Here is a 15,213-nt window from a genome sequence, read left to right as displayed (position 1 = left end):
CAGGGGTCCGTGAATTCAGGTCGATGGGGGCGTCGCCGGGGATGAAGGCTGCGCCGGCGTCAGGGTCGTGTTGGCCGCCGACGGGTCCACCACCGCCGGACGACGACGCGCCTGTCGTGCGTCCAGATCCTCGATATCCTGAGTCGTGGCGCCCGAGGCCAGGACGATGTCCATGGCCCGGCGCCATTCCAGGCTGCTGCGATCCAGCAGAGGCCGGGCGCGCAGGGCGAACTGGGTGGCCTGCTCCTTGTCGCCCATGGCGAAATAGCCCTCGGCCGAGGCCAGACGCGCCTCGCCCTCCTTGCCCTGGGACGCATAGGCCTGGGACAGCAGCCGCCAGGCCAGGGTGTTGTCCTCCTCGCGCGCCACGGCCCGTTTCAGCTCGTCGACGGCGCGGTCCAGATTGGCCGCATCATTGGTCTCGATCAGGGCGTGGGCCAGGTTGATGCGCAGCAGGGGGGCGTCCGGCTTCAGGGTCACCGCCTTCTGGTGAGACTCGATGGCGTCGCCCGGACGGCCCTCCTCGAACAGGATCTGGCCGCGCAGTTCCCACAGGTAGGGGTTGTCCGGCTGTTCCGACAACAGGGCGTCCACGGCCGTGACGGCGCGCTCCGTCTGGCCGTCCCGATACCAGGCGATGGCGCGGGCGTAGCGGGCGGGGAAGCCCGTGTCGCTCTCGGGATAGGCGCGCAGGGTGGTGGTCGGCGCGTCCATGAAGGCGTGGATCTTGGCCAGCATCAGGGCATGCTGGGCCAGTCGTTCGGGGCTGTCGGTCTTTGCGTAATGGGAGGCCGCCTCGACGGGCCGACGCAGGGCCTCGATCCGTTGGCCCGAGAGGGGATGGCTGCGGAAATAGGGATAGCGGCGCTCGTCCGAGAAGACCTCCTGCGCGCGGAAGTTCTCGAAGAAATCGACGAGCCCCTTGCCGGATTCCCCGGCCGCCTCCAGGGCGCGGGCGCCGGTGATGTCGGCCTCACCCTCCTGGCCCTGCATATAGCGCAGGGCGCCCAGGGTGCCGAAATACTGGCTGTTGGCCATCAGCATGGCTCCGGCGCCGGGCTCGCCGGCCAAGGCGGCCAGGGCCCCGAGCGCCATGGTCATCAGAAAGGGCTGCATGCCCGCGTTCTGGGCGCCGTCGCGCAGCAGGTGGCGGTTCTTGATATGCCCGGCCTCGTGCGCGATGACCCCAAGCAGTTCGTTGGGGGTCTCGGTCTGTTCGATCAGGCCGGTGTTCAGCCCCATGATCCGGCCGCGCAGGGCGAAGGCGTTCAGCGACGGGTCGTTGACCAGCAGGATCTCGACCTCGTCGGGATTGAGGCCCATCGCGGTCAGCACCGGAGCCGACCATTCGTGGATGATGCCCTCGACCTCGGTGTCGCGGATCAGGCTCTGGGCCGAGGCCTGGCCGGCCGCCCCGACCAGGGTCAGGGCGGCGGCGAGGCCTGCGATCAGGCGAGAACTGTGGCGAACAAGGCGGTTCAAGACGAACTCCCCAGACGGCAGGCCCCCGCCCGATCTCTCAGACGACTATCTAATCGCGGCCATTCAGCGGCGCCACCATCCGCGCTTGGGCTTTTCAGGCGGGGCGGCGATCTGGGCCGGGTCCGCTGCGATGATGGCCGACAGATCGGCCTCGGGCTGGGGCGCGGGGACATGTTCGACCACGGGCGCCGAAACCGGCTCCGGGGTCGGTTCGGCATCCGGTTCTGACGCGACCGGCGGCTCAACCTCGGCGGCCTCGGCCGGGGTCACGTCGAGTTCGGCGGGCGGCGTGGTCGGCTCGGCTTCGTTCGGCTCGATGGCCGTGTCCAGATCGACCTCGGTGGTCGCGGCCGAGGCGCTGGCCGGGCGACGGCGCACACGGCGGCGCTGGGGCTCGGCCGCGATCGCCGGGGCTTCGGCCTCGACGTCGGGCAGGACCACGGCCATCGGCGTGTCGGGCGAGCCGTCCGGCGGCATGCCTTCGTTGGTGGCGCGGGCCTCGACCTTGATCTCGTGCGGTTGCGCCTCGGCGCCGCCACGACCGCGACCCCGACGACGGCGACGCGAACGGCCGCCTTCGTTGCCGGTCGGCTCCAGGGTCTCACCCTCGGGACGCTCGCCGATCCGTTCCTCGACATCGCCGGGAAGTTCGGCCCGGGCGGCCGGGGCCGAACGCTCGGGGCGCGCCGGGTTGATCGGGTCGAACCAGACATAGGGGTCGTCCAGCGACGGCGTACGGCCGCGCACCCAGAAGAAGCCCGAACCCGAAGCGGCCGGGGCGTCTCCGTCCTCGCGCGAACGGCGCCCGCCACGACGTCCGCGGCGGCGACGACGGCCGCTCTCGCTGTCGTCATCGTCATCCGAGGCTTCGCCGACCGCAGGGGCGGCCTCTCCAGCTTCCTCGTCACGACGTCCGCCGCGACGGCGACGGCGACGACCACGCCCGCCGCCGACCTCGAGGCGACCCGTGGCTTCGTCGTCGTCGGTGTCCTCGCGTTCCAGATCGGCTTCGTCTTCGTCCTCGTCCTCGTCGTCCTCGTCTTCGTCCTCATCGGCGAAGGCGCTGTCGTCGAAGTCGTCGTCGAGGTCGGCCAGGGAGATGGCCGGCTCGGGCGCGACGAAGTCCTCGTTGGTCTCGGTGCGCTCGATGGCGCTCTCACCCTGGGCCAGGCTGTCGTCGATCTGGATGATGACGTTCAGGCCGCGCTGCTCCAGCAGGGCCTGCAGATAGGACCGCTTGTGGTTCAGGATGTAGAGTGCCACGGCGGTGGAGACGCGCAGGTTGATCGAACCCGCGCCGTTCTTTCCGGCCTCGATGTCCACCGCGCGCAGCACCATCAGGGCCGCCGATTCGGCCGAGCGGATACGCCCGGCGCCCTGGCAGTGGGGGCAGACCTCGGTGGCGCCCTCCAGCACGCCCAGGCGGCGACGCTGGCGGCTGATCTCCATCAGGCCGAAGGCCGAGATCCGGCCCATCTGGATGCGGGCGCGGTCTTCCGACAGGGCTTCCTTCAGGATGCGTTCGACGGTCCGGTTGTTCTTGGACTCGTCCATGTCGATGAAGTCGATGACCACCAGCCCGGCGAGGTCGCGCAGGCGCAGCTGACGCGCGGCCTCCACGGCGGCCTCGCAGTTGGTCTTGAACGCCGTCTGTTCGACGTTGCGTTCCTTGGTCGCCTTGCCCGAGTTGACGTCGATGGCCACCAGGGCCTCGGTCTGGTTGATGACCAGATAGCCGCCGGACTTCAGCGTCACCACCGGCTGGTGGATGGCCGTCAGAACGTCTTCGATCCCGTTCGCGGCGAACAGGGGCTTGGAGCCCTGATAGAGGTGAACCTTCCTGGCCTGTGACGGCATCAGCACGCGCATAAAGTCGCGCGCCTCCTTGAAGCCCTCGACGCCCTGGACCTGGATGCCGTCGAAATCCTTGTCGAACATGTCGCGCACGGCGCGACGGACCAGATTCTCTTCCTCATAGATCAGTGAGGGCGCATGGGAGGCGAGGGTGGTCTCGCGGATCGTTTCCCACAGACGCAGCAGATATTCGTAGTCGCGCTTGATCTCGGCCTTGGTCCGCTTGGCGCCGGCCGTGCGGATGATCAGCCCCATGCCCTTGGGCACGTCCAGCGCGGCGGCGGCCGACTTCAGCCGGCGACGGTCCGAGGAGTTGGTGATCTTGCGGCTGATGCCGCCGCCCTTGCCTGTGTTGGGCATCAGCACGCAGTATCTACCGGCCATCGACAACCAGGTGGTCAGGGCCGCGCCCTTGGCGCCGCGCTCGTCCTTGACGACCTGGATCAGCAGGATCTGACGGCGCTTGATGACGTCCTGGATCTTGTAGCGCCGCATCAGGCGCCGTTTCAGACGCTCTTCTTCGGCCAGGCCGCCCTCTGACTCGCCGTCATCGCTCTCGCGGCCCAGATCGTCGGCCTCGTCCTCGTCGGACGACGCCTCGGCCATGATGGCTTCACGGTCGGCGACCGGGATCTGGTAGTAGTCCGGGTGGATTTCGTTGAAGGCCAGGAAGCCGTGGCGGTTGCCGCCGTATTCGACGAAGGCGGCTTGCAGGCTGGGTTCTACGCGGGTGACCTTGGCGAGGTAGATGTTGCCGCGCAGCTGGCGCTTGGTTTTCGACTCGAAGTCGAACTCCTCAACCTGGCGTCCGTCCACGATGGCGACCCGGGTTTCTTCCGGGTGCGCCGCATCGATCAGCATCGTCTTTGACATGAAGGGTCTCTCTCTGGCGCGCTCTGGCCGGACCTGTCTTGAGGTCTTGGGCGGCTCGCCGAATGGGATGAGGGGCCGGGCGATGCGTCATGCCGCGCGCGATCACGGCGAAGGCCGGATCGGATATCCGGTCGAGCCGGGCGGAAACGCAGGCGAAAGGGCCCATGGGTCTGGTTGGTCCTCGGCCTGAACGCGCCATTTGCGGCGGCGTCATGGGCCGGTCTTCAAACGCCAGGAGCCAGGCTCGCGGCGTTATCGGATGGGTGAAAGTCAGCGCCGACGGAGATCACGCACCCGGCGCCGAAGGGATCGGCAGGCGAGAACACTCCGCGAGCGGACACAAGCATAGGCATGCCGAAGCCGAAAGAAAAGGTTTCGTCGCTTAACTCTATCCCAACCCCAATGGGCGAAGGTGGCCTTTAGCGAAAGTGTGGGTCGCCCGTCAGAATGATCGGTAGCATGATTTCCAGAACCGCCCTGTGGGGGGTGCGAGAGTGGATGATGACGGCCCTGGCCCTCATCGTGCTTTGTGCTGCCGTCTTCTTTGGGGGCCGCGGCATCGCCGGCGGCGCCTCGGGCGATGTGTTCGGCATCCGTTTCGGCGGCGACGACGAGCGGACGCGCGTCGTCCTGGATCTCGGCGCCTCGGCGCGCGGGGCGGTGGTCGAGGCGGGCGAGGGCGGTCGCGTGGTCCTGACCCTGGCCGGGGTCGCGCCCGGGCGCGGCCTGTCCGGCGACGGTTCCGGCCTCGTGCGCGGCTATCGCGTGGCGCCCTCGGGCACGGCGTCGCGAGTGCAACTCGAACTGTCCAAGGCGGCCGAGATCGAACGCCGCTTCCTCCTGCCTCCCGGCGACGGGGTGGCCAACTATCGCTATGTCGTCGATCTCAAGGCGAGGGCGGGCGCCCCGACGCCTGCTCGCACGCCGGCCGTGGCCAACACCCGGCCGACGTCGCCGTCCGTGCGGCCGGACAAGCCCCTGATCGCCATCGACGCCGGCCACGGCGGGCGCGATCCGGGCGCGCGCGGGACCGACAACAACGAAAGCGCCATCACCCTGGCGGCGGCCCTGGCCCTGAAGGCCGAGCTGGAGCGCACGGGCCGCTATCGGGTCGTCATGACCCGCAGCAACGACACCTATGTCGATCTCTATGAGCGGGTGCGCATCGCCCAGCGGGCCAAGGCCGACCTGTTCATTTCTTTGCACGCCGACGCCGGGACCGATCCGGCCACGCGCGGCGCCAGCGTCTATACGCTGTCGGAACAGGGGGCGACCCGCGCGGTGCGCGAGGTGACGCGCAGCGACAACTGGCACCGCTCCCTGCACCTGCCGGGTCGTGATCCCTCGGTGGATCGCATCCTGCTGGACCTCACCCAGCGCGCGACCCAGAACCGCTCGGCCCAGTTCGCGCGCGTCCTGCTCAGCCATGTCGAGGGTACGGACCATCCCATGCTGCGCCGCAGCCACCGCGACGCCGGTCTGGCCGTCCTTCTGGCCCCCGACGTGCCGGCGGTCCTGCTGGAGATGGGCTTCATCACCAACCCCGACGACGAACGGCTCCTGGCTGACAGCCGCCGCCGCGCCCGTCTGATGCGGGCGGTGGCCGAAAGCATCGACCGCTACTTCCGCGACGGCGCCGAAACGCTTCAGGTCGCCGCGGCCGACGACAGCCGAGGCGGCTGATCCGGCGTGTCACGGGCCCGGCCTCTCGCGGGGGCCACGGGTTCCGCCTATCTGGAAGGCATGCGCCTTCGAGTCGTCGATCTGGAAACCACCGGCGGGGACCGATTCTCGGAGATCATCGAGGTCGGCTTCGTCGATGTCGTGCCGGACGGCGAAGGCTGGCGCGCCCTGCCGCCTGTGTCGAAGCTGTTTCGGCCGCGCGGCGAGATTTCCGTCCATGCCATGGCCGTGCATCACCTGACGCCCGAGCATTTCAGCCCTGACGACCCGCACTACGACGAATACGCGCTGAGGGCCATGTTCGCCGAACCCGCCGACGTCATGGTCGCCCATTCGGCGCGGTTCGAGCGCAGCTTCATCGCCGACACGGCCACGGGCGGCCTGCCGTGGATATGCACCGTCAGAGCGTCCAAGGCCGCCTGGCCCCAGGCGCCGGGTCACTCCAATCAGGTGTTGCGCTACTGGCGGGGCTTTCGACTCGATCCGGCCCTGGCCGGCCCGGCGCACCGGGCCGGTCCCGACGCCTGGGTCACGGCCCACATCCTGATGGACCTATTGAAGGAAACGAGCGTCGATCAGCTTCTGGCCTGGTCCAACGCCCCACGCGACATTGCGGTCGTGCCCTTCGGCAAGCATCGGCGCAAGCCGTGGAGCGAGGTGCCCGCCGACTACCTGAAATGGATGGCCGCCCAGACGGAAATGGATGCGGACGCCGTCGCGGCCGCCCGATCCGAGCTTGACCGGCGAAAAGCTGTCTAGCCCGCGTGGGCGACGCGGTTTAAACCAGACGCTGCGCCCGTCCGTCGGCGGCGAACGGATTGGTCTGTCTGGAGTTCCTGGTGAAGATTGCCGAACGCTGGTTCGTGATGGCGGGCATCGGCCTGTTGGGCGCGATCGCCCTGGCCGGCCTGGTCGTCGCGATCTATGCGGCCTGGCTGTTCCACGATCTGCCGGACGCCTCCGAACTGGCGGACTATCGTCCCCCAACCGCGACGCGGGTCTATGCGGGCGACGGCACCCTGATCGGCGAATTCTCGGACGAACGCCGAATCTACGTCACCTACGACCAGATCCCCGAGCCTGTGATCCACGCCTTCCTGGCCGCCGAGGACAAGAACTTCTTCCAGCACGGCGGCATCGACGTGTCCGGCCTCGGCCGGGCCATGTTCAAGAACATCTTCAACTTCGTCGCCGGGCGACGCCTTGAGGGCGGATCGACCATCACCCAGCAGGTCGCCAAGAACGTCCTGCTGACCAATGAGTCGACCATCGGGCGCAAGCTGAAGGAGGCGATTCTCTCCAGCCGCCTCGAAGCGACCCTGACCAAGGAACAGATTCTCGAGCTTTATCTGAACGAGATCTTCCTCGGCTACCGGTCGTATGGCGTGGCCTCGGCCGCCTACAACTACTTCGGCAAGTCGCTGAACCAGCTGACGCCGGACCAGGCCGCCTTCCTGGCCGCCCTGCCCAAGGGGCCGAACAACTATCACCCCAAACGCCACCCCGGCGCGGCCAAGGGTCGTCGCGACTGGGTGCTGGGTGAGATGGCCCAGGCGGGCTGGCTGTCCCAGGCGGACATGCTGGCGGCCCAGGCGCGCCCCCTCGGCGCCCAGGACGCCCCCCGCAGGGCCCAGTATCAGGACGCCGACTTCTTCGTGGAGGAGGCGCGTCGCCAGGCCCTGCTGAACAAGGACATCGGCGAGACGCTGAACGCCGGCGGCTTCTACATGCGCACGACCCTCGACCCGGCGCTTCAGACGGCGGCGCGCGACGCCCTGATGACGGGGCTTGAGAGCTACGACCGTCGCCACGGCTGGCGCGGCGCCTGGGGCCAGACGGACTTTGCCGAAGGCTGGCAGGCCGCAGCCCTGAAGAAGTCGGCTCCGCCGGAACGCCGGGCCTGGCGCGCGGCGGCCGTCACGGCGGCCTCGGGCGGCAGCGTCCAGATCGTCACCGCCCGCGACGGCGACACCGGCAGCCTGATCGGCGCCGACGTGGCCTGGGCCAACGCCGGACGCGGCCTGAAGCGCGGGGACCTCATCTTCGTGGAGCCGAGAGGCGGTCAGTTCGCCCTGAAACAGATCCCGGCGGTCAACGGCGCCCTCGTCGCCATCGAACCCCAGTCGGGCCGGGTCCTGGCCATGGTCGGAGGCTATTCCTACGCCCTCAGCAGCTTCAACCGCGCCACCCAGGCCAAGCGCCAGCCCGGCTCGGCGTTCAAGCCCTTCGTCTACGCCACGGCGCTGGAGGGCGAGTACACCCCGGCCTCCATCGTGCTGGACGCCCCCATCAGCTTTGCGGGCGGCCCCAACGGCCAGCGCTGGTCGCCGGAGAACTACAGCCGGGAATACTACGGCCCCCAGACCTTGCGGCGGGGGCTAGAGCTGTCGCGCAACGTCATGACCGTGCGCCTGGCCTCGGCCGTCGGGATGAGGAAGATCGTCGATCAGTCGGCCCGCATGGGTCTGGAGGGGCTGCAGCCGAACCTCTCCGTGTCCCTCGGCGCGGGCGAGGTGACGCCCTATCAGATGACCGCCGCCTACGCCGCCTTCGTCAACGGCGGGCGCCGCGTCGAGCCCTATCTGATCGACTACGTCCAGGACCGGAATGGCGAGACCGTCTGGCGCGCGGACCGTCGCAACTGCCGCGAATGCGGCCGGGGTTTCAGCGGCCAGCCCTCGCCGCGCCTCGATCCGCGAGGCCAGCAGGTGCTCGACCCGATCACCGCCTATCAGATCAGTTCCATGCTGGAAGGCGTGATCCAGCGCGGCACGGCCGCCAGCGCCCGGGGCCTCGGCCGCTGGATCGGCGGCAAGACCGGCACCACCAACGACTATCGCTCGGCCTGGTTCGTCGGCTTCTCGTCGGACATCGTGGTCGGGGTCTTCATCGGCTTCGACGACAACCGCTCGCTGGGCTCCGGAGAAACCGGGGCCACCACTCCGGTGCCGATCTTCAACCAGTTCATGCAGACGGCGCTGAAGTCGCGGCCCGCCCGGCCCTTCGTACGGCCCAAGAATGCGATCTTCCGGATGGTCAACGGCGTCGAGGAGGCCTTCCGTCCCGGCACCGAACGCCAGCGCGAGGAACAGGCGCCGGTCGATCCCGCCCTGCCTGTCGGTCCGCAGAACTATAATGAGGTGGTCCGGCGAGAGCTCGAGGCCGGCGGTGAAACCCCGGCCGCGGCGGCCCCGCCCACGGCCGCCCCCCCGCCGCCGCAACCCCAGCGCCCGCCGGCCGAGGATCTCAGCGGCCTCTACTGATCTTCGATCAGACCTTTCCCTTTGGGCGGCGGGCCTCTATGTCCGCCGCTCACTTTCGTATCGCAGGAGTTCGCGATGAGACCGGATGTCGAGGCCATGAAGGCCGACATCGAGCAGAGCGTCGCTCTGCTCAGGAGGCGACTTTGACTGGGATGTCGCTCTAAGGAAGCTCGATGAGCTGAACGCGCGGGTCGAGGACCCGACGCTGTGGGACAAGCCCGACGAGGCCCAGGCCGTCAGCCGCGACCGCTCGCAGCTGGAAGCCAAGATCAACACCGTCAAGGCCATGGAGCAGGACCTCGAGGACGGGGTGATGCTGGCCGAGATGGCGGATGAAGAGGGCGACGAGGCCGCGCTGGAAGACGCGCGCGCGTCGCTGCGGGGAATCAAGGAACGCGCCGCCCGCGCCGAGCTGGAGGCTCTGCTGTCCGGCGAGGCCGACGGCAACGACGCCTATCTGGAGGTCAACTCCGGCGCCGGCGGCACCGAGTCCAACGACTGGGCCGGCATGCTGCTGCGGATGTATTCGCGCTGGGCCAAGGCCCACGGCTATGAGGTCGAGATCGAGGCCTATGAAGAGGGCGAACAGGCGGGGGTCAAGTCGGCCACCATCCTGGTCTCGGGCCCCAACGCCTATGGCTGGCTGAAGTCGGAATCAGGCGTCCACCGTCTGGTCCGCATCAGCCCGTATGACGCGGCGGCCAAGCGGCACACCTCCTTCGCCTCCATCGGCGTGTCGCCGGTCGTGGACGACACCATCGAGATCGACATCAATCCGGCGGATGTGCGCACCGACACCTATCGCGCCTCGGGCGCCGGCGGTCAGCACATCAACAAGACCGACTCGGCCGTGCGTCTGACCCACACCCCGACCAACACCGTGGTCGCCTGTCAGGCCGGCCGTTCACAGCACCAGAACCGCGAGATGGCGTGGAAGATGCTGCGCGCCCGCCTCTACGAGCTGGAACTGCAGAGGCGCGAGGCGGCGGCCCAGGCCCTGGCGGACGCCAAGACCGACATCGGCTGGGGCCATCAGATCCGCTCCTACGTCCTGCAGCCCTATCAGATGGTCAAGGACCTGCGCACCGAGGTCGAGACCTCGGATACGGCGGGCGTCCTGGACGGCGATCTGGACCAGTTCATGGGCGCGGCCCTGGCCGCCCGGGTCGGCGAGACGCGCGGCAGCGTCACCGACTAGTCCTCAGGCCGCGGGCTTGGCGCCGGGCAGGGCGGGCGCGACCGGCTTTTCGGGCTGGTAGCGCTCCGGCCTCTCGGCAGGCGCCGCTGCGGGGGTCTGGATGATGGCGGGTTCGCGCTTGGCCTGGATGGACCGCCCCTGGAACCAGGCGCCCTGTTCGACGGCCAGCTGTTCCTGGGTGATATCGCCCTCGACCCGAGCCGTGCCGTAGAGTTTGACCGACTTGCCCGTGATCGTCCCCGAGACCCGGCCCCGGATTTCGACCAGATCCGCGGTGATCGAACCCTCGACCACGCCGCCGTCGCCGATGACGACCCGGCCCACGTGGATATCGCCCTTCAGCGAACCTTCGACGTGAAGGTCGCCGCCGCCCGAGATGTTGCCCTCATATTTCACGCCCGCCGACAGGGTCGAGAGGTTGGTCGAGCGGGGCGCCGACTGACGCACCGGTTCGTGCGCGCCGGGGCTGTCCGGGGAATGGGGGACGTCCGGGTTCCTCGGCGGTTCCGGAACCCGGGGGATGGACAGGCCGGTCGGGTCGCCAGGCTTGCTCTTGTTGAACATGGTGCTCTCCCACAATGAGGCCACGCGTGAGGCGGGACCTACGCCCCGCCAGGACCGCGACAGTTACGGACGGGCAGGGCGGGATGGCAAGACGGACTTTCCGACCGCCGGTCGCCGACTACAGGCCGGCGACTGCGTCGAGCACGGCCTGGGCGTGGCCCTTGACCGAAACCTTGCGCCACGCCTGACGGATGACGCCGTCGCCGTCGATCAGGAAGGTCGCGCGCTCGATGCCCATATAGACGCGTCCATACAGGGTCTTCTCGCCCCAGACGCCGAAAGCTTCGGTGACGGCGCCGTCCTCGTCCGAGGCCAGGACCACGCCCAGCTCGCGCTTGGCGGCGAACCGGGCCAGCGTCTTCACCGGATCGCGCGACACGCCGATCACCGTCGCGCCCGCCGCCTGAAACTGCGGGAGGAGGGCGGTGAAATCCTGTCCCTCCGTCGTGCAGCCGGGCGTGTCAGCCTTGGGATAGAAGTAGAGGACGAAGGGTTTGCCCTTCAGCCCCTCGGACGAAACGCGACCGCCGTCATGCGTCGGCATGTCGAAGGCGGGGGCCTTTGAGCCTTCAGTGATCTCGGTCATGGATATTCCCTATCCGCTCATCCCCGCGAAAGCGGGGACCCAGTTCTTTGGACGCTCCGGTGTTTCTGGTCCGGCCCTGCCGATCAATCCCGCGCATCGTGTCTCACGAAAGCACTGGGTCCCCGCTTTCGCTGGCATGAGCGGAGCTAGGTAGGGCGGACCAGAACGATCTTCTTCTTGCCGGCGGCGAGTTTGAAGACCCCGTCGGCATTAACATCGGAAGCCTCGATCAGCCGCGCGCCGTCGGCGATGGCTTCGTCGTTCAGGCGCAATCCGCCGCCTTGGGCCAGACGCCGGGCCTCGCCGTTGGAGGCGCTGAGGCCGGCCTTGGTCAGGACGGCGGCGATCATGGCCCCGATGACCTCGTCACGCGGCAATTCGACGGTCGGCAGATCGGCCGAGAGCTGACCTTTCTCGAAGGCGCTCTCGGCCGCGGCCCGTGCGGTCGCGGCGGCATCCGCCCCGTGCAGCAGGGTCGTGGCGGCGTCGGCCAACGCCTTCTTGGCGTCGTTGATCTCGGCGCCGGGCAGGGCCTCCAGCCGGGCGACCTCGTCCAGCGGCAGGTCGGTGAACAGGCGCAGGAACTTGCCGACGTCGGCGTCCTCGGCGTTCCTCCAGAACTGCCAGTAGTCATAGGGGCTCAGCTGTTCGGCGTTCAGCCAGACGGCGCCTTGCGCCGTCTTGCCCATCTTGCCGCCCGAGGCCGTGGTCAGCAGCGGCGTGGTCAGGCCGAAGGCGGCCTTCTGGTCCACGCGGCGCACCAGGTCGACGCCCGAGACGATATTGCCCCACTGGTCCGACCCGCCCATCTGCAGCGTCACGTTATGCCGCCGGTTCAGCTCCAGGAAGTCCACCGACTGCATCAGCATGTAGTTGAACTCGAGGAAGGTCATCGGCTGCTCGCGTTCCAGCCGCAGCTTGACCGAGTCGAACGCCAGCATGCGGTTGACCGTGAAATGGGTGCCGTAGTCGCGCAGGAATTGGATGTAGCCGTACTTCGACAGCCACGCGTCGTTGTCGATCATGATGGCGTCGGTCGGGCCGTCGCCGAAGGTCAGGAATTTCTCGAATACGGTCCGAATGGAGGCGATGTTGGACTGGATCGTCTCGTCGGTCAGTTGCGGGCGAGAGGCGTCCTTGCCGGTCGGGTCGCCGACCTTGGTCGTGCCGCCGCCCATGATGACCACGGGCCGTCCGCCCGCCAGCTGGAGCCGGCGCAGCATCATGATCTGGATCAGGCTGCCGACGTGCAGGCTGGGCGCCGTGGCGTCGAAGCCGATGTAGCCGCTGACCACGCCAGAAGCCGCCGCCGCGTCCAGCTCGGCCGGGTGGGTCACCTGATGGATATAGCCGCGCGCCTGGAGCGTGCGCAGGAAGTCGGACTTGAATTCGGTGTCGGTCATGGACGGCTCCGTTAGCAGGGATGCCGGCGGGCGTCTTGTCAGATTGCGCGCCGGATGAGGCGGCGCAGGTTCGCGGGCCGCTCGCTAGATCAGCGGGCGGTAATACAGGCCGGGGCGGGCGATGAAGGCGAACATGAGGGCTGGATAGGGCGCGGCGCGCGGGGCCGTCAAGCCCGACCATCGGCGAACCGAAACCGAAATGGGGTTGAAGCTATGCGGCGTCATGGTCGATTAGAGAGGTGACCCGCTCCTGACGAAAGACGACCCCATGGCCATTCCAGTCCGAAATCCGGCCGCCCTGCGCGTGCTGATCGGCTGGATCGCCATCGCGGCCCTGACGCTCGGCGGGCTGGTCCTGATCGGCTTCGGGCCGGGCAGCACGGGGTTCAATTCGGTCTTCCTGCCGGCGATCATGGCGGTGCTTTTCCAAGGCGGCGCGGCCCTGATGGCGGTGCGGCGGGGTCATGCGCGGCTGGGCTGGATCATCCTTCTGACCCCGACGCTGCTGCTGGCCGGGACGATCGTGCTGATCTTCGGCCTGTATCTGCTGGGCCGGTGAGATCGGCCGATGCCAAGCGCCATCCTCATTCCACATCCTGCTTCACACTCTGCATCGCCGACAGTCATCACGGTCGAGTATGAGCGCCGGGATACTCAGCTTTGGCTTCGCTTCATTGTCGAGGGCGATCCCGATCTGATCCAATGGCCTCGGACGATGTCGCCGGGCCGGGCCGATGAGCTCTGGAAGCAGACATGCTTTGAGGCCTTCGTCAGCACGGACGGCGGGTATCGGGAGTTCAACCTGTCTCCGTCGGGCCAGTGGGCATCCTACCGCTTCACCGGCTACCGTGAAGGCATGGGCGCTGCGGAAGAAACTGTCTTTGTTGATGGTTTGGACGGCGGATCGGACTATGTCGCGCTCGAAGGACGGATCGATCTGCCCGATGGTGCGGACCGTCTCGGCTTTTCCGCCGTCATCGAAGACATCAAGGGCGACAAGACCTATTGGGCGCTGGCCCACCCGTCGGATAAGCCGGACTTTCATCATCCCGACTCGTTCACGCTGGTCCTGCCGGCGCCTGAACCCGCTGGAAACGAAATGCCATGAAATTCGGCATCGACCGCCTGATCTCCGAACCCGAGCTCCAGGCTGAGCTGATGGGGCGGCGCGTCGCCCTGCTGGCCCATCCGGCCTCGGTGACGGCGGATATGACCCATTCCATAGACGCCCTGGCCGCCATTCCGGGCATCCGGCTGACCGCCGCCTTCGGGCCCCAGCACGGGATGAAGGGCGATCTGCAGGACAATATGATGGAGACGCCGGACGAGACCGATCCGGTGCATAACATCCCGGTCTTCAGCCTGTACGGCGAGGTGCGGCGGCCCAGCGGCCAGTCGATGAGCACCTTCGACATCATCCTGATCGACCTTCAGGACGTCGGCTGCCGCATCTACACCTTCGTGACGACGCTTCTCTATGTGCTGGAGGCCGCCGCCGAGCATGGCAAGACGGTCTGGGTGCTGGATCGACCGAACCCCGCCGGGCGGCCGGTCGAGGGGCTGACCCTGCGGCCGGGCTGGGAAAGCTTCGTCGGCGCCGGCCCCATGCCGATGCGCCACGGCATGACCCTGGGCGAGATGGGGCACTGGTTCATCGACCACTTCAAGCTCGACGTCGATTACCGCGTCATCGAGATGCAGGGCTGGGACCCCGAGGCGGCCCCGGGCTATGGCTGGCCACTCAGCGAACGCAGCTGGATCAACCCCAGTCCCAATGCGCCCAATGTCTCCATGACCCGCGCCTATGCCGGCACCGTCATGCTGGAGGGGGCGACCCTGTCCGAGGGACGCGGCACCACCCGGCCGCTGGAGCTGTTCGGCGCACCAGACATCGACGCCCGCGCCGTCATCGCAGAGATGAAGGCCCTGGCCCCCGACTGGATCAAGGGCTGCGTCCTGCGTGACTTCTGGTTCCAGCCGACCTTCCACAAACACGTCGGCCAGCTGTGCAGCGGGGTGCAGATCCACGTCGACGATCCGCATTACGACCATGCCGCCTTCAGGCCCTGGCGGGTTCAGGCCCTGGCGTTCAAGGCGATCCGGCGGCTCTGGCCCGACTACGACCTGTGGCGGGACTTCCCCTACGAATACGCCTTCGGCAAGCTGCCCATCGACGTGATCAACGGCTCGCCGATCCTGCGCGAATGGGTCGATGACCCCGCCGCCACGCCCGCCGACCTCGACGCTGTCGCCCTGCTGGACGAGGCGGCGTGGATGGAGGAACGCAAGCCGTTCCTGCTGTATTGA

General features: G+C 68.0%; 12 protein-coding genes. 7 read left to right on the top strand and 5 right to left on the bottom strand.

Translation table 11 applies throughout. The features are described 5' to 3' along the window. Positions 1 to 15: 15 nt before the first annotated feature. Positions 16 to 1,482 (bottom strand): M48 family metalloprotease, encoded by a 1,467-nt coding sequence (locus ACT6QK_RS05145; protein WP_444596736.1) that lies wholly within the window; start codon positions 1,480 to 1,482, stop codon positions 16 to 18. A gap of 63 nt (positions 1,483 to 1,545) precedes the next feature. After that, positions 1,546 to 4,209 (bottom strand): Rne/Rng family ribonuclease, encoded by a 2,664-nt coding sequence (locus tag ACT6QK_RS05140; protein ID WP_444596735.1) that lies wholly within the window; start codon positions 4,207 to 4,209, stop codon positions 1,546 to 1,548. Between the two features lie 459 nt (positions 4,210 to 4,668). On the opposite strand from ACT6QK_RS05140, the gene ACT6QK_RS05135 reads away from it, so the two are divergent. From ACT6QK_RS05135 to prfB, 4 genes are all read left to right on the top strand, one after another. Next, positions 4,669 to 5,892, top strand: a complete 1,224-nt coding sequence (locus ACT6QK_RS05135) for an N-acetylmuramoyl-L-alanine amidase family protein (RefSeq protein WP_444596734.1) — start codon at positions 4,669 to 4,671, stop codon at positions 5,890 to 5,892. A 60-nt stretch (positions 5,893 to 5,952) separates the two neighbouring features. Further along, positions 5,953 to 6,651, top strand: a complete 699-nt coding sequence (locus ACT6QK_RS05130; RefSeq protein ID WP_444596733.1) for an exonuclease domain-containing protein — start codon at positions 5,953 to 5,955, stop codon at positions 6,649 to 6,651. Between the two features lie 107 nt (positions 6,652 to 6,758). Beyond that, positions 6,759 to 9,155, top strand: a complete 2,397-nt coding sequence (locus tag ACT6QK_RS05125; RefSeq protein WP_444596759.1) for a penicillin-binding protein 1A — start codon at positions 6,759 to 6,761, stop codon at positions 9,153 to 9,155. Between the two features lie 75 nt (positions 9,156 to 9,230). Further along, positions 9,231 to 10,353 (top strand): peptide chain release factor 2 gene (prfB, locus tag ACT6QK_RS05120; RefSeq protein WP_444596732.1). Its coding sequence is split into 2 segments (ribosomal slippage): positions 9,231 to 9,299 and positions 9,301 to 10,353, totalling 1,122 coding nucleotides; the frame shifts between segments, so codons are not numbered across the junction. A gap of 3 nt (positions 10,354 to 10,356) precedes the next feature. Here the strand turns inward: prfB and ACT6QK_RS05115 are convergent. The 3 genes from ACT6QK_RS05115 to tyrS all read right to left on the bottom strand — a co-directional run bounded on the left by ACT6QK_RS05115 (position 10,357) and on the right by tyrS (position 12,906). Beyond that, the gene (locus ACT6QK_RS05115; protein WP_444596731.1) at positions 10,357 to 10,917 is read right to left on the bottom strand and encodes a bactofilin family protein; all 561 of its coding nucleotides are present in this window, start codon (positions 10,915 to 10,917) and stop codon (positions 10,357 to 10,359) included. A gap of 118 nt (positions 10,918 to 11,035) precedes the next feature. Further along, positions 11,036 to 11,503 carry a thioredoxin-dependent thiol peroxidase gene (gene bcp, locus ACT6QK_RS05110; protein WP_444596730.1) on the bottom strand — a complete coding sequence of 156 codons (468 nt, stop codon included), beginning with the start codon at positions 11,501 to 11,503 and terminating at the stop codon, positions 11,036 to 11,038. A 146-nt stretch (positions 11,504 to 11,649) separates the two neighbouring features. Next, on the bottom strand, positions 11,650 to 12,906 hold the full coding sequence (gene tyrS / locus ACT6QK_RS05105) for a tyrosine--tRNA ligase (RefSeq protein ID WP_444596729.1): 1,257 nt from the start codon (positions 12,904 to 12,906) through the stop codon (positions 11,650 to 11,652). A gap of 268 nt (positions 12,907 to 13,174) precedes the next feature. On the opposite strand from tyrS, the gene ACT6QK_RS05100 reads away from it, so the two are divergent. From ACT6QK_RS05100 to ACT6QK_RS05090, 3 genes are read left to right on the top strand one after another with little or no spacing between them, the layout of a single operon-like run. Next, positions 13,175 to 13,465: a hypothetical protein gene (locus tag ACT6QK_RS05100; protein ID WP_444596728.1), complete on the top strand. Its 291-nt coding sequence runs from the start codon at positions 13,175 to 13,177 to the stop codon at positions 13,463 to 13,465. 9 nt (positions 13,466 to 13,474) lie between these two features. Beyond that, entirely contained in the window at positions 13,475 to 14,014 is a 540-nt protein-coding gene (locus ACT6QK_RS05095) for a DOMON-like domain-containing protein (protein ID WP_444596727.1), read from the top strand. Then, positions 14,011 to 15,213: an exo-beta-N-acetylmuramidase NamZ family protein gene (locus ACT6QK_RS05090; protein ID WP_444596726.1), complete on the top strand. Its 1,203-nt coding sequence runs from the start codon at positions 14,011 to 14,013 to the stop codon at positions 15,211 to 15,213. Before ACT6QK_RS05095 ends, ACT6QK_RS05090 begins: the two co-directional genes overlap by 4 nt.

The organism is Brevundimonas sp. (genome assembly GCF_052436175.1).
In the GTDB taxonomy this organism is placed as follows: Bacteria; Pseudomonadota; Alphaproteobacteria; order Caulobacterales; family Caulobacteraceae; genus Brevundimonas.
The sequence above is the reverse complement of the archived record's forward strand: the minus strand, read 5'-3'. Positions and strand labels throughout refer to the sequence as shown.

What these genes read in the sequence shown, in the direction of transcription:
- ACT6QK_RS05090 (WP_444596726.1), top strand. Translation starts at nt 14,011, where the DNA reads ATGAAATTCGGCATCGACCGCCTGATCTCCGAACCCGAGCTCCAGGCT.
- ACT6QK_RS05095 (WP_444596727.1), top strand. Translation starts at nt 13,475, where the DNA reads ATGCCAAGCGCCATCCTCATTCCACATCCTGCTTCACACTCTGCATCG.
- ACT6QK_RS05125 (WP_444596759.1), top strand. Translation starts at nt 6,759, where the DNA reads ATGGCGGGCATCGGCCTGTTGGGCGCGATCGCCCTGGCCGGCCTGGTC.
- ACT6QK_RS05135 (WP_444596734.1), top strand. Translation starts at nt 4,669, where the DNA reads ATGATTTCCAGAACCGCCCTGTGGGGGGTGCGAGAGTGGATGATGACG.
- ACT6QK_RS05130 (WP_444596733.1), top strand. Translation starts at nt 5,953, where the DNA reads ATGCGCCTTCGAGTCGTCGATCTGGAAACCACCGGCGGGGACCGATTC.
- bcp (WP_444596730.1), bottom strand. Translation starts at nt 11,503, where the DNA reads ATGACCGAGATCACTGAAGGCTCAAAGGCCCCCGCCTTCGACATGCCG.
- ACT6QK_RS05140 (WP_444596735.1), bottom strand. Translation starts at nt 4,209, where the DNA reads ATGTCAAAGACGATGCTGATCGATGCGGCGCACCCGGAAGAAACCCGG.
- ACT6QK_RS05115 (WP_444596731.1), bottom strand. Translation starts at nt 10,917, where the DNA reads ATGTTCAACAAGAGCAAGCCTGGCGACCCGACCGGCCTGTCCATCCCC.
- tyrS (WP_444596729.1), bottom strand. Translation starts at nt 12,906, where the DNA reads ATGACCGACACCGAATTCAAGTCCGACTTCCTGCGCACGCTCCAGGCG.
- ACT6QK_RS05100 (WP_444596728.1), top strand. Translation starts at nt 13,175, where the DNA reads ATGGCCATTCCAGTCCGAAATCCGGCCGCCCTGCGCGTGCTGATCGGC.